Below are 26791 nucleotides of genomic sequence, written 5' to 3'. Positions count from 1 at the left end.
TGTCGGTATTTTCTTATCATTCTGACTTCTCTTTGGTATGATGAAAAGTACCAATTATAACTTTTGGATGGTATCAGAAGGAGAATCTGCAAATGGATATCACGATTACACTCGATCGTTCAGAACAAGCTGATTATATCTATCAGCAAATTTATCAAAAGCTGAAAAAAGAAATCCTCAGCCACAATTTGCTGCCACACTCGAAGGTTCCCTCCAAGCGGGAGCTGGCTGTAAATCTGAAGGTCAGCGTAAATTCAGTGAATTCAGCCTATCAGCAGCTGCTGGCTGAGGGGTATTTGTACGCCATTGAGCGAAAGGGTTTCTTCGTGGAGGAGCTAGACATGTTTTCCGCCGAGGAGCTTACTCCATATGCACTGCCCGATGACCTGAAAGAGATTCACATTGATCAGAGCGATTGGATTTCGTTTTCACACATGAGCTCCGATACAGACCATTTTCCGATCAAAAGCTGGTTTCGCTGCGAGCAAAAAGCGGCCTCCCGCTCATACCGCACGCTCGGCGAGATGTCGCATCCGCAAGGGATATATGAAGTAAGAGCGGCCATTACCAGGCTCATTTCTCTGACGCGGGGTGTAAAATGCAGGCCGGAACAAATAATCATAGGGGCAGGCACACAGGTGCTCATGCAGCTGTTGACTGAGCTTTTGCCCAAGGAAGCCGTGTATGCGATGGAGGAGCCTGGCTACAGGCGCATGTACCAGCTTTTGAGGAATGCCGGAAAACAAGTAAAAACGATCATGCTGGATGAAAAAGGAATGTCGATTGCTGAAATCACCAGACAGCAGCCTGATGTGCTGGTGACGACCCCGTCGCATCAGTTTCCGTCCGGAACGATTATGCCTGTATCCAGAAGAATTCAGCTGCTGAACTGGGCAGCCGGGAAGCCGCGCCGATACATCATTGAGGACGATTATGATAGTGAATTCACATATGATGTAGACAGTATACCGGCACTGCAAAGCTTAGATCGTTTTCAAAATGTCATCTATATGGGAACCTTTTCGAAGTCCCTTCTCCCCGGCTTGAGGATCAGCTATATGGTGTTGCCGCCTGAGCTGTTGAGGACATACAAACAGCGGGGCTATGATCTGCAGACTTGCTCATCACTGACGCAGCTCACCCTGCAGGAATTTATCGAGTCTGGTGAATACCAGAAGCATATAAAAAAAATGAAGCAGCATTATAAAGAAAAGAGAGAACGCCTGATCACCGCTTTAGAAGCAGGGTTCAGCGGAGCAGTTACCGTTAAAGGAGCAAATGCGGGGCTGCACTTTGTTACCGAATTTGATACCAGCCGCACCGAACAAGACATCCTCTCACATGCCGCCGGCCTGCAGCTTGAAATATTCGGAATGAGCCGGTTTAACTTGAAGAAAAACCAGCGGCAAACAGGCAGGACAGCACTCATTATCGGCTTTGCCCGGCTGAAGGAAGAGGATATTCAGGAGGGTGTGCAGCGGCTTTTCAAAGCTGTTTACGGACATAAAAAAATCCCCGTTACAGGGGATTGATTCACCAGCGGTCCTGGTCTACATTCAGCACGGCTTCAAGCAGGCCCGGAAATGCCTTTTCAAGGTCTTCAGCGCGAAGCGAGTAATACCGGCGCTTTCCTTCTATCCGAACTTGCGCGATGCCTGATTCTCTCAAAACTTTAAAGTGATGCGACAAAGTCGATTTAGCAACCTGCACATCCGCACAGGTGCTGCACGTTTTTTCTTTCGCTACAGCTAATTGCTTGACCAGCTCTAAACGAAGCGGATCGCTAAGTGCATGAAGAACCTTTGTCAGCTGCAATGTTTCTGTTTCTGGATGGTTTGGAATGTTCATGACACAAATGTATCACACAACAATTAGAATGACAATTTTACTAATTAAGGGTTTTTCCTTTACCTCATGTAGAATACATGGTACAGTTAGTTCGATGAAATTCGAACAATAAATTCAGCATAACGATGGAGGAGATTAGAATGATCGTATTACAAGCTTACATGAAAGTAAAACCAGAAAAACGCGAGGAATTTTTGAGCGAGGCGCAATCGCTTGTTCAGCATTCAAGAGCTGAGGAAGGCAACGCGCAGTACGACCTATTTGAAAAAGTAGGCGAAGAAAATACATTTGTCATGCTTGAACAATGGAAAGGTGAAGCAGCGATGAAATCCCACAATGAAACTGCACACTTCCAAGGGTTTGTCGCAAAAGCAAAAGAACTGCTGAGCGCTCCTCTTGATGTTGTCCGCACAGAGCTTAGCGAGTAAAGAAAGGGTGTCTCATATGAATGAAGTGATTAAATCATTAACAGACCACCGCTCAATTCGCAGCTACACAGATGAACCTGTAGCTCAAGAGCAATTGGACCAAATCATTGAAGCGGTGCAAGCAGCCCCTTCTTCTATCAACGGGCAGCAAGTGACTGTGATCACAGTGCAGGATAAAGAGCGCAAAAAGAAAATCTCTGAGCTGGCAGGCGGCCAGCCATGGATCGATCAAGCTCCTGTTTTCCTGCTGTTCTGCGCAGATTTCAACCGGGCCAAAATCGCGCTTGAAGATCTGCATGATTTCAAAATGGAAATCACAAATGGACTGGAATCTGTTCTTGTCGGCGCAGTAGACGCTGGTATTGCCCTCGGCACAGCGACAGCAGCCGCTGAGTCACTCGGACTTGGCACAGTTCCGATCGGCGCGGTTCGCGGAAACCCTCAAGAGCTGATCGAACTGCTTGAGCTTCCGAAATACGTGTTCCCTTTATCAGGACTTGTCATTGGGCATCCTGCTGACCGTTCCGCGAAAAAACCGCGCCTTCCGCAGGCAGCAGTCAATCATCAGGAAACTTATTTGAACCAGGATGAGCTGACGTCTCACATTCAGGCATACGACGAACAGATGTCTGAATACATGAATAAACGGACAAACGGAAAAGAAACAAGAAACTGGTCACAGAGCATCGCTTCATACTATGAGCGCCTGTACTATCCGCATATCCGTGAAATGCTTGAAAAACAAGGATTTAAGGTTGAAAAATAAGCCTTCACCCGGCCTGTCGGATTTTCCGGCAGGCCTTTCATTTACCCGGTTAAAATCCATTGACTTCTAATTTGTTTATTTGGTAAAATTTTTTCATTGTTACTCATTGGTTTTCTGTGAACCAATGGGTTTTCTAATGCTCAAGAAAGAAGGAAGCCATGAGATGCTTGATAAAAAAACAGATATCTTGTTAGCCGCGCGAAAGCTTTTTTCGGAAAAGGATTTTACGTCGGTTTCCATGCAGGCGATCGCAGAAGAATGTAAGATGTCAAAAGCTTCGATATATAAGCTGTTTCAATCTAAAGAAGACCTGCTTTTGGAGCTGCTGTCATTTAACCAGAAGCAAATGGTGGCCGCGGCCTCAAGACTTCAGGAAAATACCGCACTTACACCGGAGGAGCGTTTGACGCAAAAGGTCAAAATGGAACTGGAGGGCTTCAGGCGGAATCAGCAGTTTTTCAATATGCTGACCTACGGAAATCCCAAGCTGCATAATGACCGGGTCAAACAGCATATCCATCAGACCAGATCGACGATTATCTGCTGGCACCGTGATTCGCTGATCCAGGCGTATGGAGAAACCATTCTCCCGTTTGTGTGGGATTTGGTCATCATTCTTCACGGCATGATGCGTGAGTTTTTAATGCTGATCAAAATTGAGGAAAAACCGCTTGAGCTTGACCCGATCGCAGCGTTTATCATCAGCACCCTCAATCAGATTGTAAAAAACAGGGAAACCCATCAGTCTCTTCTTCCGCCCGAAGCCATCGAGCTTTATATTCATTCGGCATCCTCCTACAAACCAAAGGATAAGTCAGTCCTATTATCGGAAAGCCTGAAGGAATTACATAAAGGCATCTCTTCCCTGCCTGCCGCGGACTATGACGTAGATGAACTGACATCCGCAGCCGCCATGCTGGAAGAAGAAGCGAAGAAGGAAGAACCCCGCGCTTTTTTACTCAAATCACTAATTGGCTATCTGGAACAAACCGGTGTTTTAACACAGCCCGTTTCCATGTTAAAAACACTGTTAATCACTTAGAGAAAAGAAGGGATATGTATTGGACACAAGTATTGAACCGAAACCTTTTAACCGTTCTGTCATTGTCGGCATTTTGTTAGCCGGAGCGTTTGTGGCGATTTTGAATCAGACATTGTTGATTACCGCCCTCCCCCATATCATGAGGGATTTCAATGTTGATGCCAACCAAGCACAGTGGCTGACCACGTCATTTATGTTAACCAACGGGATCTTAATTCCGATCACTGCGTTTTTAATTGAGAAATTCACAAGCCGGACGCTGCTCATCACAGCAATGAGCATTTTCACCGCCGGAACGATTGTCGGAGCATTCGCGCCGAACTTCCCGGTTCTGCTGACGGCTCGTATCATTCAAGCGGCCGGAGCCGGCATTATGATGCCGCTCATGCAGACTGTATTCCTGACAATCTTTCCGATTGAAAAGCGCGGCCAGGCTATGGGTATGGTTGGATTGGTCATCTCATTTGCGCCTGCGATCGGACCGACTCTTTCCGGATGGGCTGTCGAAGCTTTCTCTTGGAGATCATTGTTTTATATTATTCTTCCGTTTGCTGTGATTGATTTGATTCTTGCCAGCATCCTGATGAAAAACGTGACGACTTTAAGAAAAACACAGATTGATATTTTATCAGTCATCCTTTCAACATTTGGGTTCGGCGGCCTTCTGTACGGCTTCTCAAGCGTCGGCTCTTACGGCTGGTCCAGTTCAACCGTCTTGATTTCACTGCTGGTGGGTGTCATCGCGCTGCTCTTATTTATCACAAGACAAATGAAGCTTGAAAAACCGATGCTAGAATTCCGCGTCTTCACGTTTGGCGTTTTCAGCTTAACAACACTGCTGGGAACCCTTGTCTTTGCATTATTGATCGGTACGGAAACCATCCTGCCGCTTTATACACAAAACGTCAGAGACGTCACAGCTTTTGATACAGGGCTTATGCTTCTGCCGGGAGCCGTTGTGATGGGCTTCATGTCGCCGATTATCGGCAGAGTTTTTGACCGTGTCGGCGGAAGAGGGCTGGCGATTGCCGGTTTCTGCATCATCTTCCTGACATCACTGCCGTTTATGCAGCTGACTGATCATACGTCACTCGCTTGGATTGTCGTTTTATACACCGTTCGTCTCTTAGGCACCGCCATGATCATGATGCCGGTGACAACAGCCGGCATCAATGCGCTGCCGCGCCACCTGATTCCGCACGGAACGGCGATGAACAACACGATTCGCCAAGTCGGCGGCTCGATCGGAACCGCGCTATTGGTTTCCGTGATGAGCAACCAGGCGGCACATGCAGGCACGACAAATGTAAAGCACGCCGCCCTGCACGGCATGAACGCCGCTTTTATTGTGGCTGCCGTCATAGCACTTGTCGGCTTCCTTCTCTCATTCACACTAAAGAAACCTCAGCGCCCTGCCGAACAGCAGCCGGCACGCTGATCAACATAAAAAGAGCCCCGCTGATTTAGCGGAGGCTCTTTTTGGTTTTACTTATCTAAACCGTCTTTCACTTCTTTAATCATTTGCGCCATAGACTCAAGACCGCCTCCTGATAAGTACCAAGTAGCAGAATCAAGGTAGACGACATGATCATTTTTCACAGCGTTTACGTTTTTTACATAATCATTTTCAACAACTTGCTTTGTAGATGATGTTTCACCGATCGCTGTACCGCGGTCAATGACAAACAGGTAATCCGGGTTTGTTTTTGAAATGTACTCGTATGAAACGCTTTGTCCGTGAGTAGACGCTTTGATGTTTTTATCAGCCGGTGTCACGCCGAACACGTCATGGATCAGGCCGTATCTTGATTTAGGGCCGAATGCGCTGATCTTCCCGTCGTTCGCCATAATGACAAGACCGTTTTTGTTAAGCTTTTCAGCCGTTTTCTTTACATCTGTGATTGAATCATCGATTTTTGCGAGTTCATCCTTCACTTCGTCTTCTTTATCGAAGATCTTACCGATTGTTTCCGCGTCTGATTTAAATGATTCCATATACTTCGCTGTGTCTACGCCAAGGTAAATTGTCGGCGCGATTTCAGAGAATTCTTTGTAAGACTCAGATTGTCTTCCTGAAATAATGATCAGGTCAGGGTCTAAATCTGCCACTTTCTCGAAGTCTGGCTCTTTTAGGCTTCCGACATCAGCATATTTGTCATCTTTGAATTTGGACAGATATTTAGGAAGGGCTTGTTTCGGCAGGCCCGCTACTTTATCATCAAGTCCTAGTTTATCTAATGTATCTAAGCTTCCAAAGTCAAATACGACAACTTTTTTAGGGTTCTTCGGTACTTTTGTGCCGTTTTTGTCCAGCTGGTGTTTCACCGTGATTTGTTCTTTCTTTGAATCAGAACCTTTGCTGCTTGTGCTTTGGTTTCCGCATGCAGAAATGACAACTGCTGTCACCAAAGCGATGAATAGTAATGCGAACTTTTTCATGCTCTTCACCTCTTCTATATATTAAGAAAAATAGACACCTATTCTTTGATGATCAATCGTCTGAATCGGGATGGTCATATCGTAGATTTCCTCAAGCACAGAGGTTTCTATTATTTTTTCAGGCGGCCCCTCTTTTACGATGCGGCCGTTTTTCAAAGCTACGATATAGTCCGAATAGACAGAAGCAAAATTGATATCGTGAATGACGATGACGATCGTTTTTCCAAGCTCCTTTACCAGCCGTTTCAGCAGTTTCATAATTTCAACTGAATGTTTCATATCCAGATTGTTCAGCGGCTCATCCAGAAAGATATAATCGGTGTCCTGGGCAATGACCATGGCGATAAATGCCCTTTGACATTGTCCGCCGCTTAACTGATCGAGGTATTTGTCCTGAATGTCTTCCAGCTTCATATAGCTGAGCGCCTGGTTGATATGAACCCAGTCTTCCTCAGTCAGCCGGCCCTGCGAGTACGGAAACCTTCCAAAACTGACGAGGTCTTTGATCGTGAGCCTAATATTGATTTGGTTCGCCTGCTTCAAAATGCTCATTTTCTTGGCAAGCTCTTTGCTGTCGCATGATCCAATCTCTTGTCCGTCTATGTAAATCTCGCCGGAATCTTTTTTGATCAGGCGGCTCATGATAGACAGCAGCGTACTTTTGCCGGCGCCGTTAGGACCGATAAACGAGGTGATTTTGCCCTTTTGAATCGTGACTGACGTCTCTTCAAGGACAACTTTCCCGCCATATTGTTTGCTTACATTTTTGACCTCTACCATGATTTATTCTCCTTTAACAGCAAGTAGATAAAATAAATCCCGCCGGCAAAATTAATAATGACGCTCAGCGTCGTTGAGAAGGTAAACACTTTCTCAACCACAAACTGCCCTCCGACCAGCGCAATGATGCTGATGAAAACGGAGCCTGCGATTAAGTATGAATGCTTATAGGTTTTCAGGAATTCTCTCGCCAGGTTGACGACAAGAAGGCCTAAAAACATAATCGGCCCGACTAGCGCTGTTGACACAGAAACCAAAATCGCAACCACGATCAGCATCTGCTTCACCACTTTGTCGTAGTCAATGCCCAAATTCACGGCGTGCTCGCGTCCGAGCGACAGCACATCGAAAAACTTTGTAAAACGCCAGACATAAGCGCCTGTCAGCAGGAAGATGATGAACGCGAGCCATAACAAATCTGTATTGATGTTGTTAAAGCTGGCAAACATCTTGTCCTGCACCACTTGGAACTCATTCGGATCAATCAGCATCTGCATAAAGGAAGACAGGCTGCTGAACAGCGTGCCAAACACGATACCGATAAGCAGAAGGAAAAAGATATTTCTCCCCTCACCCTTGAACATGATCTGATATAAAACAAGAGAAAACAGTATCATCAGAAGAACAGAGATGATAAAGTTGATGTTTTTATTCATAATGACCATATTCGCAGAACCGAACAGAAAGATAATGCCGGTCTGAATCAGCATGTAGAGAGAATCGAGGCCCAAGATGCCCGGCGTCAGGATGCGGTTGTTCGTAATCGTTTGAAAGATCATGGTCGAAAACGCAATCGCTCCCCCCGTCAGCACAATGGCGGCGACCTTTTTGATTCGTCTCGGCAGGGTGTAATCCCAATTGCCTAAGTCATAAAACAGAAACAAGCCAATACATACAATGGCTAAACCAACGAGCAACGCCATTTTCATCTGGTTACGCATACGCTTTTCTCCTTAACAGCATAAACAGGAAAATGCCGCTGCCGATGATTCCGACCATCAGGCCAATCGAGATTTCATAAGGGAAGATAATAACTCTGCCCAATATATCGCAAAACAGCACAAAAACCGCTCCCAATAGCGCAGTATGCGGCAGGCTGCTCTTCAGATTGTCTCCTCTGTAAATCGATACAATATTCGGGATGATTAAACCGAGAAACGGCAGCATACCGACAGTCAAAATGACAAGAGACGTGATCAGGGACACGATAATGAGCCCGATGTTCACTACCCGCTTGTATTTTAGGCCGAGATTGACAGAAAAGCTTTCTCCCATACCGGCCAATGTGAATTTATCCGCATACACATAGGCAATGATGACGAGCGGAATACTCAGATAAAGAAGCTCGTATCTCCCTTTCACGACTAAGGAGAAGTCTCCCTGAAGCCATGATGACACGTTCTGGATCAAGTCATATTTATACGCGATAAAAGTCGCGATTGAACTGACGATATTCCCGAGCATTAAACCGACAAGCGGAATAAAGATGGTGTCGTTAAACTTGATTCTTTCAAGGATTTTCATAAACAGGAAGTTGCCTGCTAGGGCAAAGACAAACGCGACCAGCATTTTGATTAAAGGACTGGCGGATGTAAACAGCAGCAAGGAAATTAAAATGCCGAGCCGAGCCCAATCCATCGTGCCCGCCGTCGTCGGTGACACGAATTTGTTTCTGCTGATCTGCTGCATAATCAAGCCGCAGATGCTCATGCTTAAGCCCGCGATGACAATGCTGATTAATCGCGGCAAACGGCTTGCAAACAGCGTTGACGCCTCTTGTTTGCTTAAATCGAAGAGATCAAGCGGCGACAGATCTTCTACGCCGATAAATACAGATGTGATGGCTAATATGATAAGTAGAATAAATAAATAACGTAGCTTCATGCTGCCTCCTTACATCCTTACAGCAAAAAGAACGTATCTCCTACTCCGCAAGGACTCAAAACAATATGGCCATATAGTAATTGATTATCATTATCATTTACATATTACCATTTTTCTAGTGTTAGTCAATATTCTTTAAAAATATTAACCTGGTCATTTATCAATTTTACTAATCATTCTAACCATTTTCCATCCCAAAACGTTAGGCTGTTTACCATATTTATCTTTTGAACGCCTGTTTACGGTCAGCAAACCTGACATTATTCCTCGTGGAAAATACAAATGTTCATTCCAGAGAGAAATTATCCCTTGATTTACAGGACTGAAAGAGAGATAATAAATACTAAATTTGTGTGAAAATTTTAAACATTAGGAGATGTAAACATGAAGGTCGTTAAATTCGGAGGCAGCTCACTTGCTTCAGGCGCCCAGCTTGACAAGGTGTTTCACATCGTTACCTCAGACCCGGCACGGAAAGCTGTAGTCGTTTCAGCTCCGGGAAAACGCTATGCCGAGGATACGAAAGTGACTGATCTCTTAATCGCATGTGCAGAACAATATTTGGCATCAGGCAGCGCACCTGAACTGGCGGAAGCGGTTGTGGAACGGTACGCTCTCATCGCCAATGAGCTTCAGCTGGGGCAAAGCATTATCGATAAAATCAGAGATGATTTGTTTACGCTTTTAGAAGGAGACAAAAGCAATCCCGAGCAATATCTTGACGCAGTTAAGGCCAGCGGGGAGGATAACAACGCCAAGCTGATCGCCGCTTATTTCCGCTATAAAGGCGTCAAAGCGGAATATGTCAACCCGAAGGATGCCGGCCTTTTTGTGACAAATGAACCCGGCAACGCGCAAGTTCTTCCTGAATCCTATCAAAACCTCTATCGTCTCCGGGAACGTGACGGACTCATTATTTTTCCCGGTTTTTTCGGATTCAGCAAGGATGGCGATGTGATCACATTCTCACGGAGCGGTTCTGATATTACCGGCTCGATTCTTGCCAACGGACTTCAAGCTGATTTGTACGAAAACTTTACAGACGTGGACGCTGTGTATTCTGTCAATCCGTCCTTCGTTGAAAATCCAAAGGAAATCAGTGAGCTGACATACAGAGAGATGCGGGAGCTGTCTTACGCCGGTTTTTCAGTGTTTCATGATGAAGCGCTCATTCCGGCATTTAGAGCGGGGATTCCTGTTCAGATCAAAAATACGAACAACCCCTCAGCCGGAGGCACCCGCGTCGTAAGCAAGCGGGATAACACGAACGGGCCTGTCGTCGGCATTGCCAGCGATACCGGTTTTTGCAGCATTTATATCAGCAAGTATTTAATGAACAGAGAAATCGGATTTGGCCGCAAAGCCCTTCAAATCCTGGAGGAGCACGGATTGACGTATGAGCATGTTCCATCGGGAATTGATGACATGACCATCATCTTGCGGGAGGGTCAAATGGATGCCGCCACTGAACGCAGCGTGATCAAACGGATCGAAAAGGATTTGCATGCCGACGAAGTCATTGTCGAGCATCATCTCGCACTAATTATGGTTGTAGGAGAAGCGATGCGCCACAATGTCGGTACAACAGCAAGAGCCGCCAAAGCATTATCAGAGGCTAAGGTGAATATCGAAATGATCAATCAGGGATCATCTGAAGTGAGCATGATGTTTGGCGTAAAAGAAGCCGAAGAAAGAAAAGCCGTTCAAGCGTTATACCAGGAATTTTTCGCGGGCGTGCTGATCTCTTAATCGTACATAAATAGCGGGCCGCAGCGCCCGCTATTTTTCATATAGCCGAATTGTTCATTTTTTTCTCTTGTCCACTATTATCCCTGCCAAACAGATCGGCTCAGCATATCTTATAGTATCCTTCATAGGGAGGTGAAACCTTATGTCAGGATACTCTACTGGCGGCGGTTACGGCATCAGTTCCTTCGCTTTAATCGTTGTATTGTTCATTCTTTTAATTATCGTAGGGACTGCGTTTGTTGGCGGCTACTAAGCTGCTGACCGTCTCTGCGGGGGCGCCGCAAGACTATGTCTTGCGGTGTTTTTTTGAAAAGAAAAACCCCTTCTCACCAAAGAGAAGGGGCTGGTTCTTACGTCATTCCTCTTTCCGTCACATGAAAGTCGAGTGCTTCCGCATGAGCAGAAACGCCAGCCGCTGTAAAAATCGCGGCTGCGGCTAAACAAATAACAAACAACTTAGATTTCAATTTCATACAAACCTTCACTCCTTTGTATTTGTTTTCTTGCCTCTTCAACTTGTAGAAAGTAGGAAGCAGACAGTTTAAACCACTTCTGTTCATAGTAATATTTTGCTACTTCTAGGGCTAAATCCTCTATATCAGCGTACATATTTTTATTTTTTAGGTATTGAAAACATCGCTCGATTCCTTCTTCACTGGGCTGATCCTGATATAGGGATTGCAAAAACTCGAATTTTACGGCATAGTCTGCATCGTCTGTTTCTTTAGCATATTCATAGCCCCGCTTGTGATATTCCGAAGCTTTATCATGTTTTCCCTGTTTATAATAAATCAGGGTGATTAAAAAATAGGCTTGCGGCAGAGAATTGATGATCCTGCTGCTTTCAAACGTGGAGACCGCTTTTTCAAAGTACTCAATGGCAGGGTCAAGAATATCTTGATTGTAATAGCATAATCCGAGATTGTAGTATGCTCTTCCGACCAGCTGGGCTTTTTGTTCCGCTTGGGCCATATTGAGCGCCAATTTGAAATGGCGTGCGGCTTGTTCGAAATTTCTTTCATCCATCAGGTTAACCCCGAACACGAAATGGCATTGAATGATTCTCACATTATAGGTTTCCTGCTCCACGTAAATTTCATAGGCGTTTTTGATATTAATCAATGAAAAATACGTTTGCTTCATATAATAATAAGCTTCCGCGATTTTAAAGTAGAATTCAGCCCGTTCAATATGGTCTGCGACAAAGGAAAGTTTTTTCTCCGCCTGTTTATAGTATGTAATGGCAGAAATAAATTCCCGCTTATCAAACTCATACATCCCGCGGAAAAAATTCACGTAATAGTCGAGCAGCCCTTTAAGATCTGCCTGATTGCTGTCAATGTTTCGTGATAATTCAGACAGGCTTGGCTGGTCTTCGATATTTAATTTTTCTAACGGCTCAAGATAATCCAGCATAAGCTGGTGCCGGAATTCCATTAGTGAATAATAAAGCAGCAAGTTGGAATCATGCTGCATGTGTTTCAGTTCCTGCTGGATTTCAGCTTTTAACACTTCGGCATCCGGCACGCTGAATGTCCGGATATATTTGTACCACTCGTTAATTTTTTGACCGACCGCTGAAGAAGGAATTACCCCGCTCTTCATTCCTTCACCCTCTCCCATCAAAAACTGTTTATGTCATATTTTATCATGTTTATAGACTGTCCTAACCCGAAAAACACGCAATCTTTGTTTTCGGGAGCACGCAATAAACCGAAGCGGTGTGCAAAAAAGGCGGCTCATCTGATGATGCTGCCGCCCTGTATGCTATTGCTGCTTTGCCGTTAAGGGAAGGCGGATGATAAATTTTGTGCCTTTCCCTTCTTCACTCTTGATCTCTACTGTGCCCCGATGCATTTCAACGAGCTGCTTGACGATCGAGAGACCGAGTCCATATTCACCGTATGCCGTGTTCGTTCTTGAAATATCTGCTTTATAGAACCGCTCCCAAATATGCTCAATATCCTCTTTTGAAATGCCGATCCCCGTATCTTCAATTTCAATAATCGTCTCTTTATAACCTTCTATTCCGCGCAGCCAAATGTCACCGTTTTGCGTAAATTGGATGCTGTTTTTCGTAATGTTGACGAGTATTTGAATGAGCCTGTCGTAATCGGCATGAACGATCACGTGATCCTCTACCTGAATCATCAGCCTGTTTTGTTTTTCTTCCGCCTGCTGCTCTAAGTGCTCTTTCACGATTTCAAACACCTCGATCAGCGGAACATCCAGCTTGTTCAAGGTAATTTGCTGAGACCTGATTTTTTCATAATCCAGATTTTCTTTTACGAGCCGCAGCATGCGCTTCGTTTCCTCACTGATCAGCGAGAAGCACTTATCCTTCTTATCCTCAGGAATCGTCTGGCTGTTCAGCCCTTCAACCAAACCGTTGATCGTCGTCAGCGGAGTTTTTAATTCATGTGACACGTCAGCGATAAACTGCCTTCTCCGCTTCTCAAGGCGATCGATTTCATCCCTCGATTGCTTTAATTTTTTCGCCATAATATTAAAGTCGGACGCCAGTACGCCGATTTCATCCCTGTAGCTGTTTTCCAAGTGGATGTCATAATCGCCGGAAGCCACTTTATCTGTCGCTTCTCTCAGCTTTTGAATCCGTTTGACATGGAATTTGGATAGGAGCCAGCTCACAAGAATCGTAATGACGAGCGTGCTGATTACAGCGTAAAACATATAGAGGTTGACCTGATTGACCATCTGTTCAACGCCGCTGATTGGAGAAATCAGCAGAACGGCGCCTTTAAACTCGTTCTGAACAAATATAGGCTGCGCCACAAGAGACACTTCATCATCAAAACGGCCATCTGCCCTGATCATGACAGTCTGCCCTTTTTTCAGCTTGTTCCATTCTGATTTCTTCAGCTGTTCCCTTGGCTGATGATGAAAGCCTTCAGGAAGAAAATAAGGCTGCTGCTTTTCATTGAAGATGATAAACTGAGTCTTTCTTGTGCTTAAAATGTCCTGATAAGGATAGAGCCTGCGCATATCAACCTGGCCTGCTTGGAATTCATTCGCGATCTGAACCGCATATGACGTCAGTTCCTCTACTTTATTTTGATAGGCAAAATCTTTCACAAAGTGAGAAAATAGCGAAATGATAATGACAAACGCTAAAATCAAAATGCTGATATGGCTCAGCAGCAGCTGGTATAAATATTTAATCTTCATCAAATTTATACCCTACTCCCCACACGGTATATAGGAAAGGCTTGTCTTCGCTGGCAAGCTTTTTCCGCAGCCGTTTGATATGAACGTCAACCGTCCGCTCATCTCCATAAAATTGATAGCCCCATACCTGTTCAAGCAGCTGTTCTCTGGAGAACACCTGACGCGGATTTTGGACAAGGTAGTAAAGCAGATCGAATTCCTTCGGCGTGAGATTTTCTACAGGCTCTCCGTTCAAAAAGACTTCTCTCGTCTTCTTATTAATTGTAAAGCATTCCGATTCGATCATATCTTCATCAACAACCGCTTTGCCTGTCGCCTTGTATCTTCTGATGACGGCTTTGATGCGGGCAACCAATGTCAGCGGGCTGAACGGCTTCGTGACATAATCATCCGCCCCCATCTCAAAACCGATGACCTGATCTGATTCAGTGTCTTTGGCAGTCAGCATGATAATCGGCACCGTGCTTGTCTCTCTTATTTTTCTGCAAATGGTCACGCCGTCCATAGATGGAAGCATGATATCCAAAATGATCAGATCCCAATTTTCTTCCGTAAAACGCTGGTATCCCTCTAATCCGTCATGAATGAATTCCGCTTCAAAACCTTCCTTAAAAAAGAACATCTCCGTCATCGTACAGACACTAACATTATCTTCTATCATTAATATTTTCATTATATCCTCCGGTTGTTTTGATGCTTTTTTATATAATAGCACCATTTTAAACAGAAGGTTTTGCGTTTCACAATTGTTAGTTTTTATTTCATCAACTAGAAATAGATTGTTCATATTTTTTTCATACCTTTGGACTACTATTAATTTATCAACAAGCAAGCCCGCCCCAGAGGCGGCCTTATCAATAACAATACCTATACGGAGGAACATAAATGAACTTTATCAAACGGGCCTTTTGGAATATGAAGGCTAAAAAGGGAAAAACGTTATTGCAATTATTTGTGTTTACAGTCATATGTGTCTTTGTTCTATCAGGCCTCACCATCCAGTCGGCAGCACAAAAATCAAGCGAACTGGCCAGACAAGAGCTCGGCGGGAGCGTGACACTACAGGTTGACCGCCAAAAGCAAATGGAAAAACAGCAGGACAGCGGCGAAAAACGCAGCTTCGAATCAACACCGATTAAAGTGTCTGATGCAAATAAGCTTGCAGCACTCGATCATGTGAAGAGCTACAATTACATCACATCAGCTTCAGCCAACGCGGGGAACTTTGATGCGATTGAGAGCTCAAGCTCCAGTTCAAGCGATTCCAGCTCAAGCAGTTCAAACTCAAATGCTAAAAACAGCCAAGGCGGCGGACAAGGCGGACCGCAAATGGTGCAAGCCGATCTTTCGATTGAAGGTGTCATCAGCACAGCATTAGTTGATGATTTCTCTGACGGGGATTCAAAAATCACTGACGGACGCGCGATTACAAAATCAGATGTCGGTAAAAAAGTAACAGTGATCAACGAAACATTAGCGGAAGAAAATGATTTAAGCGTTGGCGATTCGATCACAATTGAATCAGCATCAGATGAGGATACAACAGTAAAGCTGAAGATCGTCGGTATTTATAAAACAACATCTTCAGGCGATGACCAAGCCCAAAATTTCTCTTTCTTAAATCCTTATAACAAGCTTTATACACCTTACACAGCAACAGCGGCGCTGAAAGGCGACGACTATCAAAATACGATTGACTCAGCCGTTTACTATATGGACGATGCGAAAAATATGGATGCTTTCGTAAAAGCGGCGAAGAAAACATCCATTGACTTCGATACGTACACACTGAATACAAACGATCAGTTGTACCAGCAAATGGTCGGCCCGATTGAAAATGTAGCTTCTTTCTCTAAAAACGTGGTGTATCTTGTATCAGTGGCAGGGGCTGTCATTCTTGGCCTGATTGTCATGATGTCGATCAGGGAGCGCAAATACGAAATGGGCGTGTTAATGGCCATCGGTGAAAAACGGTGGAAATTGATTGGACAGTTCTTGACTGAGATTCTGATCGTGGCCGTTATCGCGATCGGCCTTGCATCGGTGACTGGAAATCTCGTCGCGAATCAGCTTGGAAATCAGCTTTTATCCCAGCAGATCAGTTCATCAACCGATTCAACGCAAACTGCAAGCGGGCAAAACGGACAAATGCCTGGCGGCGGTGGCGGCATGGGCGGCGGAATGTTCGGCCACAGTTCATCAAACGCGGACGTTATCGATTCACTGAACGTCGCGGTTTCTATGAACGACATGCTTGTTCTTGGCGGGATCGGCATCCTTATCGCAATCATTGCAACATTGCTGCCGTCCATTTCAGTACTGCGGCTTCATCCGAAAACGATACTGACAAAACAGGAATAGAAAGAGGCGGAACCTATGAGCTTATTAGAATTTCAACAAGTCGGCTACTGGTATAAAGACAAAAGCCAGCCGTTGTTTCAGGATATTAACATCAGCTTTCAAAAAGGAAAATTCTACACGATCGTCGGCACATCAGGGACAGGGAAAACCACTTTCCTGTCTCTGGCAGGTGGACTTGACGCACCAAAAGAAGGAAACATCCTTTACGACGGAAAAGCGGTTTCTAAAATCGGCTTAACCAATTTCAGAAATCAATATGTATCAATCGTGTTTCAGGCGTACAACCTGCTTCCGTATATGACGGCTTTGCAGAACGTCACAACCGCTATGGAAATCACAGGATCTAAAGAAAAGAACAAAGAATCGTATGCGCTTGACATGCTGCAGAAGGTCGGCATCAACGAAAAACAAGCCCGGCAAAAAGTGCTCACACTGAGCGGCGGACAGCAGCAGCGGGTATCAATTACAAGAGCTTTCTGCTGTGACACGGATCTTATCGTAGCCGATGAACCGACCGGAAACCTTGATGAGGACACATCAAAAGAAATTGTACGGCTCTTTCAAGATCTGGCGCACAAGGAAGATAAATGCGTCATCATGGTGACGCACGATGAGCAAATTGCAAAAGTATCCGACATTAATATCAGACTTTCAAGAGGAAGCTTTACTGTGAAGGAAAACGTCGCAGTGGTATAACAAAACGCGCCTCTGCCAGTGCAGACAGGGGCGCAACCTATATCCCCCTTTTATATAGAAGTGAACATAAAAAGAGCGGCGGCTGCATCCCCCCGCTCTTTTTATCCTTTTTTCGTTCCTGCCTCTTTTGACTTCTCTCTTCGCTTCTTTTTCCAAACAGCCAGAATAAACAGAAAGAGCGGAAACAATAATTGAAAAGGCAAATGAATATACAGCGGCACCACTTTCAGGCCTTCGTTCAAGTGCTCCGAAAAGTTAGTCGCAATCGTAATAGAGAGGATTAAAATGCCCAATCCCATCGGATAAGCCAATTGGGAGGGATTCTTTTCCTTAAAGAGCGTAGATGTCCCCACCACAGTGGCATATAAGTAGAGACTGACCTTAAAGAAGCCGCCAATGATCAGCGCCAGCATAAAAAAGACATCAAGCCGATCTAAAAATTCTTCGACCTTGATTGTCTGGATCGTGCTTAAAAGCGGAAACTGGGATCTGAGTGTAAGATCAACATCAAGCACGCTGATATTAATCGCCACGGTGAGCGCCACAACCAATCCGCTAATAGCCATGGCAATCATCCCCATTTTTTTCGCATTTTTTCTGTCATTCAGGTTAGGGAAAATCATCACAAATAAAACAACTTCACCAAATGGAACGTACATGGTCTGTGTGAAAACAGAGTGAAGGACAGGAGAAATGCCGTTTGCCAAAACCGGCTTTAAATTGTGCGGGTCTATAGTGCCTGAGACAATAATCAGCACGAGGCCGAGCGCGCCCAGTAAATACATGGCCCCGAAAAGCAGTTCGGCCGCGCGTGCGAGCACTTCAATTCCTTTTCTTACGGCATATATGCTTACAACCATTAATAAAGCATTTACAATAATGATAGGTGTATCATGATAAGCAAACGTCAGCAGCATTTCTCCAAAGTCACGCAGCACCCTTGCGGCAATATAGGCAAAGTACAAGATATAGAGAAATGAAAACAGCCAGCTCAGCTTGGTTCCGAGCATATCATCCATATATTCTTTCGGTGAAGATTCCGGATAGCATTGATAAATGCCCTGATACAAATAGAAAAGAAACAGCCCGGCCGCACAGCCTAATAGAACTGCTATCCAAGCATCCCTGCCCGCCATCGATCCGGGTGTAATCAATAAGGAGCTGCCCAGTTCAAAAATGATGATCATGACAAACAGCTGCCTTATGCTTATTCTGGCTTTTTCCATCTGTCACTTCCCCTTTCTACAGACCTAATCATCTTTAAACTGGTGTTTGATCGGATTGTTTCGCAATCCCGTTCTTCTGATATACGTCTCGGCCTTTACGTCGATGGGCAGGTCCGGTAAATACTCTTTGTCCCATGTATCCTTCATTTTCTCCCACTGCTCCGGATACTTTCTATATATCGTGTCACCAAAACCGATAAAATCTATTTTATTCTTCTTGATCTTTTTCACAGTATGGCTGATTTCCTTTTCCAGCTCTTTGTTGAGCGCTTTTTCAATAGCGGGCAGCACCTTGGGGTCAGACAATTGGAAAGGGTATTTGACAGCATCTATAATTCCTTCAACCGACACTTTCACATGGATGTATGGACGTCCGTTCCGCATCTCCGGTACCAGCTTTGTATCTTGATGGGTAACCTGCAAGCTGACGGCATCCTTCGTCTTGTCCCAGTCAGCATTAATAAACGTATGCTGGATCTTATTCATCAGCCAGACTGCCCCCACGCTTTCATGATCTTCAAGCCAATACTTTAAATACCCAGCCTTATCAAAAATCGCCAAACCATCTGCCTGGAGAATGGCTTTCGGGTCAGTCGCCTGCGTGTTTTCCATGCTGACTCCTTTTTTATCGTCACCAATCATCATATATCCCGGAATAACCGGCGCCCTGGTATTGGCGGCAAGTGTTTTTAAAACGTCCTGAATATTGGTTTTAACCACCCGTCCGTATTCCGCCTCCGTGAAATCCAGGGTTTTATTGACTTTATTTGATGGAATTTTATCAATTGGCGTCAAGATTTTCACAATATTTTCCGCTTTTGTTTTATGAGCAACGACGAATGTTGCCGTTGTCCTGAATTCTGTGTCCCGGTCAAGATTATCTAAAACAAAATCCAATCCTTCTTCTTTTGCCAGCTTTTCACTGATCACGACCAGATTGGTATGGGCAAAATAAAGCCGGCGTGACACCTTTATGGAGGCTTTTCTGAGTGCTTCCGTTATATTGTTACCTTCAATCGAATAGACAGATACAGGCGGCCTGTCTCCGGCACCGCCTCCTTGAAGGCCGCCGGCAACATTTCCTGGATTGATAATTTGAAGATGCAGCACGTAGTTGCCGTCGTTTGTCCGATCGATGCCAATCGCCGAGATAATCGCAAGATCCGTCAGCTCCCGCTTATCCCAGCAGCCGGGCAGCACAATGACGCTCAAAAGCATGAGAACGGCTAACAGACATTTACGTACCATTCTGATCCCCTTCTTCCAAATCTTTGTTCACCATTCCTCGTGAAGCGGCCGGCTCTGGGCGCTGACCCTCTCCCTGCCGCACCTTATCTTCCTTACTGACCGATTCCGGCCTCTTTTCATCGGCCCACCACGGAACCCGGAACAGCGCGTCCTTTACGCCTTGTGAAGAAAAGGGTGCAAGCGGCGACATATATGGAACGCCAAATGAACGAAGACTGCATAAGTGCACAAACATCATAATGATCCCTAAAATCAGCCCGTAAAAACCCATAACAGCTGAGGCAATAATAAAAATAAACCGGATGAGCCGGGCTGAAATCGCCATTGCAAATGCCGGCGTTGCGAAGCTCGCAATCGCGGTGAGTGCCACGATAATCACCATTGCCGGAGAGACAATACCAGCTTGTACGGCAGCCTGGCCGATTACGAGCGCGCCTACGATTGATACTGCCGAGCCGACAACCCGGGGCAGCCTGACCCCCGCTTCCCTCAGAATCTCAAAAGCAACCTCCATCGTTAGCGCCTCCACAACAGCCGGAAACGGGACAATTTCCCGCTGGGCCGCAATGACCACTAACAGCTGAGTCGGTATCATTTCTTGGTGAAACGTCGTGGCTGCCACATAGACAGCCGGAGCCACTAGCGAAATGAAAAAGACTAAAACCCGCAGGATCCGTATGCTTGTCGCAATGTCAAAACGGGAATAATAATCTTCAACAGACTGAAAAAATTGGACAAATAATGCCGGAGCAATAAGCACAAACGGTGTTCCATCCACAATAATCGCGAATCTTCCTTCTAACAGATTGCCCGCTACAACATCAGGGCGTTCTGTATGATACATAGTCGGAAACGTCGTAAAGGTTTCATCTTCAATCAGCTGCTCAATATATCCAGATTCCAAAATACTGTCAATATCTATTTTTTCCAGGCGCTGCTTCACTTCCTTCAGCACCTTTTCATCACATATTCCTTCAATGTACATGAGGGCGATATCCGTATTTGTGACAGAACCTTTTTTCATTTTTTCAACCCATAAATTCGGGTTTTTAATGTATCGCCGGATCATGGAAATATTGGTTTGCAGAGATTCTGTAAACCCTTGGCGCGGGCCGCGGAATGACACCTGGGTGCTCGGCTCTTGGATGGAGCGCTGCTCTCCCCCTTGAGTGCTGCAAATCAGCGCTTCGGCATAGCCATCGGCAAAAACGAGCGCATTGCCGAGCATTAACTCGGAAAAAAGCTTATCCCAGCTCTTTTCCGCTTTCACCCCGCCCAGTGGGAGCGTTTTTTCAAGAATTTGCTGGATCGCATGAGTATTCTGGATAGACTCATCCTGTACCAATGGATCGATTAACGACTCATGGATCGTGTTATTATCGACCAGCCCAGCAATATAAATAACAGCTAGATGGACACGATCCTGCTCCCCGATTTTAATCTCGCGAATGATAACGTCAGAGCTGCTTCCGACTTCCTTTTTCGTTTCCGCTATGTTCTTTGCCAAACTAGGAGAAATGAGAGCCGGCCTTTCTTTTTCTTGCTGCCGTTCCTGGTTCTTTTCTTCTGTATTCTGCTTGTCTTTTGAACCGGTATTGTTCTTTCGCTTAGAAAATAAAGGCATACACAAATACCTTTCCTTGTCGTTTTCTCATATTCTTCCTATTAGAATTAAGATTATGCATAGGTTTAGATGCCGTATAACTTCTCCGCCAACGATAGACACTAAAAGCGGAGGATGATGAAGCATGAAGATATTGGGCGTGACAGGAGTCATATTAATTTGTTTATTAACTATTTCTGTATTGATGGACATGCTTCAAGGGTTCAGTTTAACAAAAGCGATTTATAACAATATGTCCAGCTTTAAGATGACAACGTTTGCGGAATGGGTTGTGCTTATATTTTTTGTGTTAGTCCTTGTGAGGGAAATGTACGTGATCTATAAATCGAAAAAAAAGAACCCCTAGAGGGGGCGCTTTTTTCAGGCGATAATATTGCCGTCTAGTGTATCACTGCTGTGTTTGTTGATGGTCCCTTTAAAAATGCGGTTGCCAATGATTTTGGAATTGGTTGAGGTGTTTGTTTGAATAGCTGTCGCAGTGCCTGCGGAGAGGTTATTGATGGTGTTTCCAGAAATGATAGAGCCTGCTGATCCATTGATATAAATCACAATCGGATTCCCGGCTGTTCTGTTGACTGAAATGGTATTATCAAAAATCTCATGCACACCGGTGCTGATATAGATGGTGACCAAAAGCGGAGATCTCTCGAGGTGGTTGCCGATAATTGAGGTTTTTGCACTTGTGGAGCAGTAAATCGGGTAATTTTTAAACTCTTTAAATGTATTGTTTTTGATGATAGCGCCAGCATTATTTGTGACGGAAACAGCATATGATTCCGGGACCGCTTCAAACGTGTCAGGATGCAGTGTATTTCCTTCAATCACCGCATTCCCTTGAGCGATCCAAATGCCCCGGCTGAATTTTCTCAGGAGATTATCTTTAATGATCACGTCGCCTCCGGAGATGTTCACACCGTCAATGACTTGAATGAGACAGTTATTCAGAAACGCGATGTCATCTGACAGTACTGCGCGAAGACCGATGCTGCGCCTTGTTTCAGACAGTCCGTTTTGAATGTGGTTTCCGTCTACCTTTACGTCAGAAGACTGATAAACCAATATCCCTGTGTTTTCAAAGTTGCTGATTTTGTTGTTGGTCACAAGAACGCTCTTTCCCCTGACATCAATTCCAGTTGAAAATCCGGTAATCAGATTGCCAGAGATCACCGCATCACTGGTCTCTTTTCCTTGTGACACACCGAGTCCGGTTATCCCGACTCTTGTCGCAGCCGCCGCGTCTTCAGGACCTCTCAGAATATTTCCCTTGATCACTGTTTGCGTCCCATATCCGTAGCTGATTGTATTATCTGAGAGATTTCCTTCTATTAAAACGCCATACCCGTTAAAATTGGTCACAGAACTTGAAACGTTTCCAATAAAGTAGTTATTGCGAATTGATACATTAATCGGTTCCTCATAATCAACATCACCTTCGCCATATCCTTCAATGTCGATTCCGTATTTCGGCGCTGTCCCATTCCCCGTTCCGGCATCTTCAATCACGCATTCCTCCACTGTGACCATGTCACATCCGGTAATGGAAATGTTATTTCTCCTCGACCGCCGAACCTCACAGCGGCGGATGATAATTTGCTTTGACGTTCGATAATCTTGATTGGTCTTTAATCCCCTCGGACTGACAATGATCCCATCGCCGGTAAAATCAGAAATTTTCACATGATCAATGACAACATTCGAGCATCCTTCAATACATATGCCAAAGCCCCATTCATGGGTTGACCTGATCCCCGCTGAGGCGTAGATATGCTCATCGCGTTCGCCGATAATTTGTCCCCCGGAAATGGTTATATTCTCTTGCTTGCCTACATAAAATGCGGAATAACCCCACGAACGATTCGGGATTACTTTCATAATACACTCTGGGTCCATCATAATCTCAAGGTTGCCGGGAACAATGATTCCCGCGTTTCGAAACTTCTGATTAAAATCTCCGCCAAGCGTTCCATCTATTAAATATGTTCCCTTTGGAAACCAGACAGTATGATAGCCTTTCGAAACAGCTGTACTGAGGCACTGATTAATCAGTTCTGTCGAATCCGTTTGACCATCTCCAGGAACACCGAAATCTGCTGCATTTAATATGAATTCAGCCAATTGCGAGCCTCCTTCTCTATGATTACTATCATGTTACTCACAAAGGCCCGGTCTGCTTGTACATTTCTCTAAAATTTTATTAAAAAAATATAAAGGAATAGTTGTGTAAGAAAATCTCACGATAAAGAGTATAAAAATTAGGAGAAAATCACTATTTTTAGGCATTTATAATTTTTCCATTATGGAACTATTTGAAATGAGTATAAATTATATTGACACAAGTATTATATAAGAATATGATTTTTATAATACACTTTTTTTAGAAAGGGTTTGGCTGACATGGCTTCGATTGATAACGAAAGTATCATCAAAAGCGTCCCGCAAAAAGGGTTCTTTGGTCACCCGCGAGGACTATTTACACTATTTTTCACCGAATTTTGGGAGCGTTTCTCTTACTATGGAATGAGAGCAATCTTACTTTACTATTTGTATACAGAGACGGTAAACGGCGGGCTTGGTTTTGACAAAGGCACTGCGGTTGCCATTATGTCGATTTACGGCTCACTCGTATACATGTCCACTATTATTGGCGGATGGCTCGCTGATCGGGTATTCGGTACCGCAAACACCGTGTTTTACGGCGGCATATTCATTATGTTCGGCCACATTGCACTCGCCTATCCGGGTAGTTCGATAGCATTCTATATCAGCATGGTGCTTATCATTGTCGGAACAGGCTTATTAAAACCAAACGTTTCAAGCGTGGTTGGGGATCTTTACACGAAAGAAGACCCGCGCCGCGACTCAGGTTTCAGTATTTTCTACATGGGGATTAACCTCGGTGGTTTACTTGCGCCGTTAATTGTCGGAACACTCGGACAGAAGTACAACTATCATCTCGGCTTCGGAGCTGCCGCGGTCGGAATGCTTCTCGGACTTATCGTATTTGCTTTGACAAGAAAGAAAAACCTCGGTCTTGCAGGTTCCAATGTGCCGAATCCGCTGTCTAAAAAATCTGCGATTGGCACCGGAATCGGTGTGATCATTGTGGCGATCGCAGTGATTATCTCCGTACAAACAGGCGTGCTGACGATCAAGCGTTTCATCGACCTAGTAAGTATTCTCGGTATTTTGATTCCTGTTATTTATTTCATCATCATGTTTACTAGCAAAAAAGCGGACAAAACAGAAAAATCCCGTCTTGCCGCTTACGTTCCTTTGTTTATCGGTGCTGTCATGTTCTGGGCCATTCAGGAACAGGGAGCGACCATTCTTGCGGTATATGCTGATGAGCGTATAAGACTTTCATTGGGCGGATTCGAACTTCAGTCATCTTGGTTCCAATCATTAAATCCATTGTTTGTCGTCATATTTGCGCCAATATTCGCATGGCTCTGGATGAAGCTCGGCAAACGCCAGCCGTCTACGCCAGTTAAATTCTCAATCGGAATTATTCTTGCCGGATTGTCATTTATCATTATGGTATTCCCGGCTATGCAAGGAAAAGAAGCACTCGTAAGCCCGCTTTGGCTCGTTCTCAGCTTCCTGCTTGTTGTGCTTGGAGAGCTGTGCCTGTCTCCAGTCGGTTTATCCGTGACAACGAAACTGGCGCCAGCTGCCTTCTCTGCACAGACAATGAGTATGTGGTTTCTGACGAACGCAGCAGCCCAAGCGATCAATGCCCAAGTAGCCGGATTGTTTGATAAAATTCCTGAAACAACATACTTCGGCACCATCGGTTTGATTTCTATCGTTCTTGGCGGCATTCTCCTGCTGCTCTCGCCGGTGATCAAACGCGCGATGAAAGGGGTCTTATAATCAGAAACAGCCCGCGGATGTTGATCCGCGGGCTGTTTTTTATTGATCAAGCCATTTCCTGAAGCTTTGTTCGAAGGCTTGCGGTTCTTCCAGCATCGGCTGATGGCCGCTCTTTTCAAAAATAACCTTCTCCACATGGGGATATAAATCGTCAACAGTATCCCATAGCGCAACAGGCGCAACCAAATAATCATATCTTCCTAAGCCGATGTACACCGGCACTTGTACATCAACTAACCGCTGAATGAGATTCAGCCGGGCAAATGTATTCCCCCATAATTCATCCATGATCGGCATATTCGTAAATACGCCATCCCATAAAGCAGCTGCATGCGGCCGCTCTTGATAAAAGCTTTTCGCTTCAGCGCGAATACACATGTGTACGAAGCGTCTTTCAGGATCGTTTTCAATGTCCTGCGGCAAATTCGCGATATCTTTTTCAAAGCGTTTCTTTCTCTCAAGACTGGCTGTTTCCATAAAAAATGATTCACTTTTTCGTTGTCTTTCTTCACTGTTATCAGGCGCAGTATTGAAGAGCGCCACCTTCCGGACATGTTCAGGATATGTCCTGGCATACTCTAAAGCCATAAAAGCATGCCCGGAATGTCCCAGGATGATAACATCCTCAAGCTGAAGAAATGTTCTCATCCTTTCAATATCAGCCAAGACGGCATCAAGCCTCGAATCCTCCTCACGAAGCTCCCGCTTAGGCTTAGCAAATCCCCTATGGTCGACAAAGATCCATTGATATTTCTGTTTGAGATCTGAGGAAAAAAGGCGCGGGTAGTAAACCGCACTCCCGATCACAAGGATGGGTGCGCCCTCGCCCTCAATTCGATAAGCTAAATCAAAACCGTCCGAGTGACAGATCCCCGTACGTTCCATTTTTCCGCCCCCTTTGTTTTCATTATATAAAAAAAGCCTGACGCATGGCGTCAGGTTATCGATATTACCGTTTTACTTCTTCCAGGGTCTTTTTCCATCTGCTCAGCACCTCTTCAGGTCTGTGAAGCTCGATACGGACACCAGAAGTCAAATCAGCGTATTTCGCAACGTCTTCCTTCACTGAAACGACCCGGCAGGAAAAACGGTCTCTATCATATTCGGCATCATTCAAAGGCGGCAAAGGCGCGCATTCAAGCTTTACATAATAAGCGGCTCCCTTCCACCATGCCGTGAACTGAGCTTTTCCTGTGCGAAGGATATTGGCCGAAGTCATTGTGTTTTTCCACAGAGCGATTCGGATATCAGTTCGGTTCAGCGCGATCATTTCCCCCGCACTGATCATAGCGGCATGCGGCCAGCCATCCTCTGACACTGTTTGCAGAACGAAGGCCTCATGCTGCTTCTCATTTAGGCGGTCCCCGTCAAGCAGTTCAAAAAGACGGTCTGATAGACAGTTCACGCTGATCAAGCCTTTCGTTCCGGCACCGCCGGAACTTCAATGGCTGTTTCTGTTTCCTTCGGATCAATTTTAAACGCCGGATTGTATTTCGCGGGATTTGTAATGCTTTCCGGTTCACAGGATCTCCATGTAAAAAAGCATGTTTGGCACTGATAAACTTCCCATGCGCCTTCTACAGGCGATTTGCTCATGACTTCTCCCTTTTTTGAGTCGCATCGAGGACATGTATGCATTTC

General features: G+C 45.0%; 27 protein-coding genes. 11 read left to right on the top strand and 16 right to left on the bottom strand.

Annotated features, from left to right (window positions below; genetic code table 11):
- The first annotated feature begins 92 nt into the window (after positions 1-92).
- On the top strand, positions 93-1532 hold the full coding sequence (gene gabR, locus CDO84_RS01210; RefSeq protein ID WP_014662781.1) for a MocR-like transcriptional regulator GabR: 1440 nt from the start codon (positions 93-95) through the stop codon (positions 1530-1532).
- A 1-nt stretch (position 1533) separates the two neighbouring features.
- Here the strand turns inward: gabR and CDO84_RS01205 are convergent, their stop codons facing one another.
- On the bottom strand, positions 1534-1848 hold the full coding sequence (locus CDO84_RS01205; RefSeq protein ID WP_040084165.1) for an ArsR/SmtB family transcription factor: 315 nt from the start codon (positions 1846-1848) through the stop codon (positions 1534-1536).
- 140 nt (positions 1849-1988) lie between these two features.
- Between CDO84_RS01205 and CDO84_RS01200 the strand changes: the two genes are divergently transcribed.
- The 4 genes from CDO84_RS01200 (at position 1989) to CDO84_RS01185 (ending at position 5522) form a co-directional block, all read left to right on the top strand.
- On the top strand, positions 1989-2276 hold the full coding sequence (locus CDO84_RS01200) for a putative quinol monooxygenase (RefSeq protein ID WP_014662780.1): 288 nt from the start codon (positions 1989-1991) through the stop codon (positions 2274-2276).
- Positions 2277-2292: 16 nt separating this feature from the next.
- A complete protein-coding gene (nfsA, locus tag CDO84_RS01195; protein ID WP_014662779.1) occupies positions 2293-3042 on the top strand; it encodes an oxygen-insensitive NADPH nitroreductase in 750 nt (249 codons plus the stop codon).
- A gap of 163 nt (positions 3043-3205) precedes the next feature.
- The gene (locus CDO84_RS01190) at positions 3206-4084 is read left to right on the top strand and encodes a TetR/AcrR family transcriptional regulator (protein ID WP_040084166.1); all 879 of its coding nucleotides are present in this window, start codon (positions 3206-3208) and stop codon (positions 4082-4084) included.
- A 19-nt stretch (positions 4085-4103) separates the two neighbouring features.
- Complete coding sequence (locus CDO84_RS01185; RefSeq protein WP_014662777.1) at positions 4104-5522, top strand: MDR family MFS transporter; 1419 nt, start codon at positions 4104-4106, stop codon at positions 5520-5522.
- 47 nt (positions 5523-5569) lie between these two features.
- Here the strand turns inward: CDO84_RS01185 and yclQ are convergent, their stop codons facing one another.
- The 4 genes from yclQ to yclN are packed head-to-tail and all read right to left on the bottom strand — an operon-like array spanning position 5570 to position 9187.
- Positions 5570-6523 carry a petrobactin ABC transporter substrate-binding protein YclQ gene (yclQ, locus tag CDO84_RS01180; RefSeq protein WP_040084167.1) on the bottom strand — a complete coding sequence of 318 codons (954 nt, stop codon included), beginning with the start codon at positions 6521-6523 and terminating at the stop codon, positions 5570-5572.
- Positions 6524-6544: 21 nt separating this feature from the next.
- The gene (gene yclP, locus CDO84_RS01175; protein WP_040084168.1) at positions 6545-7303 is read right to left on the bottom strand and encodes a petrobactin ABC transporter ATP-binding protein YclP; all 759 of its coding nucleotides are present in this window, start codon (positions 7301-7303) and stop codon (positions 6545-6547) included.
- The gene (gene yclO, locus CDO84_RS01170) at positions 7297-8244 is read right to left on the bottom strand and encodes a petrobactin ABC transporter permease YclO (protein ID WP_040084169.1); all 948 of its coding nucleotides are present in this window, start codon (positions 8242-8244) and stop codon (positions 7297-7299) included. The genes yclP and yclO overlap by 7 nt, the downstream gene beginning before the upstream one ends.
- Positions 8237-9187, bottom strand: a complete 951-nt coding sequence (yclN, locus tag CDO84_RS01165) for a petrobactin ABC transporter permease YclN (RefSeq protein WP_040084171.1) — start codon at positions 9185-9187, stop codon at positions 8237-8239. Before yclN ends, yclO begins: the two co-directional genes overlap by 8 nt.
- Before the next feature lie 384 nt (positions 9188-9571).
- On the opposite strand from yclN, the gene CDO84_RS01160 reads away from it, so the two are divergent.
- Together CDO84_RS01160 and CDO84_RS01155 are read left to right on the top strand one after the other, a co-directional pair.
- Positions 9572-10936: an aspartate kinase gene (locus CDO84_RS01160; RefSeq protein ID WP_014662772.1), complete on the top strand. Its 1365-nt coding sequence runs from the start codon at positions 9572-9574 to the stop codon at positions 10934-10936.
- A gap of 142 nt (positions 10937-11078) precedes the next feature.
- Positions 11079-11189, top strand: coding sequence for a YjcZ family sporulation protein (locus tag CDO84_RS01155; RefSeq protein WP_040084173.1), 111 nt, complete (start codon positions 11079-11081; stop codon positions 11187-11189).
- 97 nt (positions 11190-11286) lie between these two features.
- Here the strand turns inward: CDO84_RS01155 and phrC are convergent, their stop codons facing one another.
- The 4 genes from phrC to yclJ all read right to left on the bottom strand — a co-directional run bounded on the left by phrC (position 11287) and on the right by yclJ (position 14795).
- Positions 11287-11409, bottom strand: a complete 123-nt coding sequence (gene phrC, locus CDO84_RS01150; RefSeq protein ID WP_014662771.1) for a phosphatase RapC inhibitor PhrC — start codon at positions 11407-11409, stop codon at positions 11287-11289.
- Entirely contained in the window at positions 11393-12541 is a 1149-nt protein-coding gene (gene rapC / locus CDO84_RS01145; protein WP_014662770.1) for a response regulator aspartate phosphatase RapC, read from the bottom strand. The genes phrC and rapC overlap by 17 nt, the downstream gene beginning before the upstream one ends.
- 162 nt (positions 12542-12703) lie before the next feature.
- Positions 12704-14125, bottom strand: coding sequence for a two-component system sensor histidine kinase YclK (yclK, locus tag CDO84_RS01140; protein WP_082033070.1), 1422 nt, complete (start codon positions 14123-14125; stop codon positions 12704-12706).
- Entirely contained in the window at positions 14112-14795 is a 684-nt protein-coding gene (yclJ, locus tag CDO84_RS01135; RefSeq protein ID WP_040084391.1) for a two-component system response regulator YclJ, read from the bottom strand. The genes yclK and yclJ overlap by 14 nt, the downstream gene beginning before the upstream one ends.
- 212 nt (positions 14796-15007) lie before the next feature.
- Between yclJ and CDO84_RS01130 the strand changes: the two genes are divergently transcribed.
- Complete coding sequence (locus CDO84_RS01130; protein ID WP_040084174.1) at positions 15008-16483, top strand: ABC transporter permease; 1476 nt, start codon at positions 15008-15010, stop codon at positions 16481-16483.
- Positions 16484-16498: 15 nt separating this feature from the next.
- On the top strand, positions 16499-17179 hold the full coding sequence (locus tag CDO84_RS01125) for an ABC transporter ATP-binding protein (protein ID WP_014662766.1): 681 nt from the start codon (positions 16499-16501) through the stop codon (positions 17177-17179).
- 101 nt (positions 17180-17280) lie between these two features.
- Here CDO84_RS01125 and gerKB read toward each other — a convergent pair whose 3' ends face one another.
- The 3 genes from gerKB to gerKA are packed head-to-tail and all read right to left on the bottom strand — an operon-like array spanning position 17281 to position 21277.
- Positions 17281-18405: an endospore germination permease GerKB gene (gene gerKB, locus CDO84_RS01120; protein WP_040084175.1), complete on the bottom strand. Its 1125-nt coding sequence runs from the start codon at positions 18403-18405 to the stop codon at positions 17281-17283.
- Positions 18406-18429: 24 nt separating this feature from the next.
- Positions 18430-19653 (bottom strand): spore germination protein GerKC, encoded by a 1224-nt coding sequence (gerKC, locus tag CDO84_RS01115; RefSeq protein WP_040084176.1) that lies wholly within the window; start codon positions 19651-19653, stop codon positions 18430-18432.
- Positions 19643-21277: a spore germination protein GerKA gene (gerKA, locus tag CDO84_RS01110; protein ID WP_040084178.1), complete on the bottom strand. Its 1635-nt coding sequence runs from the start codon at positions 21275-21277 to the stop codon at positions 19643-19645. The genes gerKC and gerKA overlap by 11 nt, the downstream gene beginning before the upstream one ends.
- 124 nt (positions 21278-21401) lie before the next feature.
- On the opposite strand from gerKA, the gene CDO84_RS01105 reads away from it, so the two are divergent.
- Complete coding sequence (locus CDO84_RS01105; RefSeq protein WP_014662762.1) at positions 21402-21623, top strand: YczF family membrane protein; 222 nt, start codon at positions 21402-21404, stop codon at positions 21621-21623.
- Between the two features lie 14 nt (positions 21624-21637).
- On the opposite strand, the gene CDO84_RS01100 is transcribed toward CDO84_RS01105, so the two are convergent.
- Complete coding sequence (locus CDO84_RS01100) at positions 21638-23392, bottom strand: right-handed parallel beta-helix repeat-containing protein (protein WP_040084180.1); 1755 nt, start codon at positions 23390-23392, stop codon at positions 21638-21640.
- A gap of 279 nt (positions 23393-23671) precedes the next feature.
- On the opposite strand from CDO84_RS01100, the gene CDO84_RS01095 reads away from it, so the two are divergent.
- Entirely contained in the window at positions 23672-25150 is a 1479-nt protein-coding gene (locus tag CDO84_RS01095; RefSeq protein ID WP_014662760.1) for a peptide MFS transporter, read from the top strand.
- A 39-nt stretch (positions 25151-25189) separates the two neighbouring features.
- Here the strand turns inward: CDO84_RS01095 and CDO84_RS01090 are convergent, their stop codons facing one another.
- From CDO84_RS01090 to bsdD, 3 genes are all read right to left on the bottom strand, one after another.
- On the bottom strand, positions 25190-26035 hold the full coding sequence (locus CDO84_RS01090; protein ID WP_040084181.1) for an alpha/beta fold hydrolase: 846 nt from the start codon (positions 26033-26035) through the stop codon (positions 25190-25192).
- 64 nt (positions 26036-26099) lie between these two features.
- Positions 26100-26564, bottom strand: a complete 465-nt coding sequence (locus tag CDO84_RS01085; RefSeq protein WP_040084183.1) for a pyridoxamine 5'-phosphate oxidase family protein — start codon at positions 26562-26564, stop codon at positions 26100-26102.
- Entirely contained in the window at positions 26561-26788 is a 228-nt protein-coding gene (bsdD, locus tag CDO84_RS01080; RefSeq protein WP_019257455.1) for a phenolic acid decarboxylase subunit BsdD, read from the bottom strand. Before bsdD ends, CDO84_RS01085 begins: the two co-directional genes overlap by 4 nt.
- Between the last annotated feature and the right edge of the window lie 3 nt (positions 26789-26791).

The sequence above is a fragment of the Bacillus sp. MD-5 genome, assembly GCF_002201875.1.
Taxonomy (GTDB): domain Bacteria; phylum Bacillota; class Bacilli; order Bacillales; family Bacillaceae; genus Bacillus; species Bacillus stercoris.
Note: the sequence above shows the minus strand (reverse complement) of the source record. Positions and strands in the feature narration are given on the sequence as shown.

Coding starts and splice junctions, on each gene's coding strand:
- CDO84_RS01105 (WP_014662762.1), top strand. CDS start 21,402: ATGAAGATATTGGGCGTGACAGGAGTCATATTAATTTGTTTATTAACT.
- rapC (WP_014662770.1), bottom strand. CDS start 12,541: ATGAAGAGCGGGGTAATTCCTTCTTCAGCGGTCGGTCAAAAAATTAAC.
- CDO84_RS01155 (WP_040084173.1), top strand. CDS start 11,079: ATGTCAGGATACTCTACTGGCGGCGGTTACGGCATCAGTTCCTTCGCT.
- yclQ (WP_040084167.1), bottom strand. CDS start 6,523: ATGAAAAAGTTCGCATTACTATTCATCGCTTTGGTGACAGCAGTTGTC.
- gerKA (WP_040084178.1), bottom strand. CDS start 21,277: ATGCCTTTATTTTCTAAGCGAAAGAACAATACCGGTTCAAAAGACAAG.
- CDO84_RS01190 (WP_040084166.1), top strand. CDS start 3,206: ATGCTTGATAAAAAAACAGATATCTTGTTAGCCGCGCGAAAGCTTTTT.
- CDO84_RS01200 (WP_014662780.1), top strand. CDS start 1,989: ATGATCGTATTACAAGCTTACATGAAAGTAAAACCAGAAAAACGCGAG.
- gabR (WP_014662781.1), top strand. CDS start 93: ATGGATATCACGATTACACTCGATCGTTCAGAACAAGCTGATTATATC.
- yclO (WP_040084169.1), bottom strand. CDS start 8,244: ATGCGTAACCAGATGAAAATGGCGTTGCTCGTTGGTTTAGCCATTGTA.
- nfsA (WP_014662779.1), top strand. CDS start 2,293: ATGAATGAAGTGATTAAATCATTAACAGACCACCGCTCAATTCGCAGC.
- CDO84_RS01090 (WP_040084181.1), bottom strand. CDS start 26,035: ATGGAACGTACGGGGATCTGTCACTCGGACGGTTTTGATTTAGCTTAT.
- CDO84_RS01125 (WP_014662766.1), top strand. CDS start 16,499: ATGAGCTTATTAGAATTTCAACAAGTCGGCTACTGGTATAAAGACAAA.
- CDO84_RS01205 (WP_040084165.1), bottom strand. CDS start 1,848: ATGAACATTCCAAACCATCCAGAAACAGAAACATTGCAGCTGACAAAG.
- bsdD (WP_019257455.1), bottom strand. CDS start 26,788: ATGCATACATGTCCTCGATGCGACTCAAAAAAGGGAGAAGTCATGAGC.
- phrC (WP_014662771.1), bottom strand. CDS start 11,409: ATGAAATTGAAATCTAAGTTGTTTGTTATTTGTTTAGCCGCAGCCGCG.
- CDO84_RS01130 (WP_040084174.1), top strand. CDS start 15,008: ATGAACTTTATCAAACGGGCCTTTTGGAATATGAAGGCTAAAAAGGGA.
- CDO84_RS01095 (WP_014662760.1), top strand. CDS start 23,672: ATGGCTTCGATTGATAACGAAAGTATCATCAAAAGCGTCCCGCAAAAA.
- CDO84_RS01160 (WP_014662772.1), top strand. CDS start 9,572: ATGAAGGTCGTTAAATTCGGAGGCAGCTCACTTGCTTCAGGCGCCCAG.
- yclN (WP_040084171.1), bottom strand. CDS start 9,187: ATGAAGCTACGTTATTTATTTATTCTACTTATCATATTAGCCATCACA.
- yclP (WP_040084168.1), bottom strand. CDS start 7,303: ATGGTAGAGGTCAAAAATGTAAGCAAACAATATGGCGGGAAAGTTGTC.
- gerKC (WP_040084176.1), bottom strand. CDS start 19,653: ATGGTACGTAAATGTCTGTTAGCCGTTCTCATGCTTTTGAGCGTCATT.
- gerKB (WP_040084175.1), bottom strand. CDS start 18,405: ATGGAAAAAGCCAGAATAAGCATAAGGCAGCTGTTTGTCATGATCATC.
- yclJ (WP_040084391.1), bottom strand. CDS start 14,795: ATGAAAATATTAATGATAGAAGATAATGTTAGTGTCTGTACGATGACG.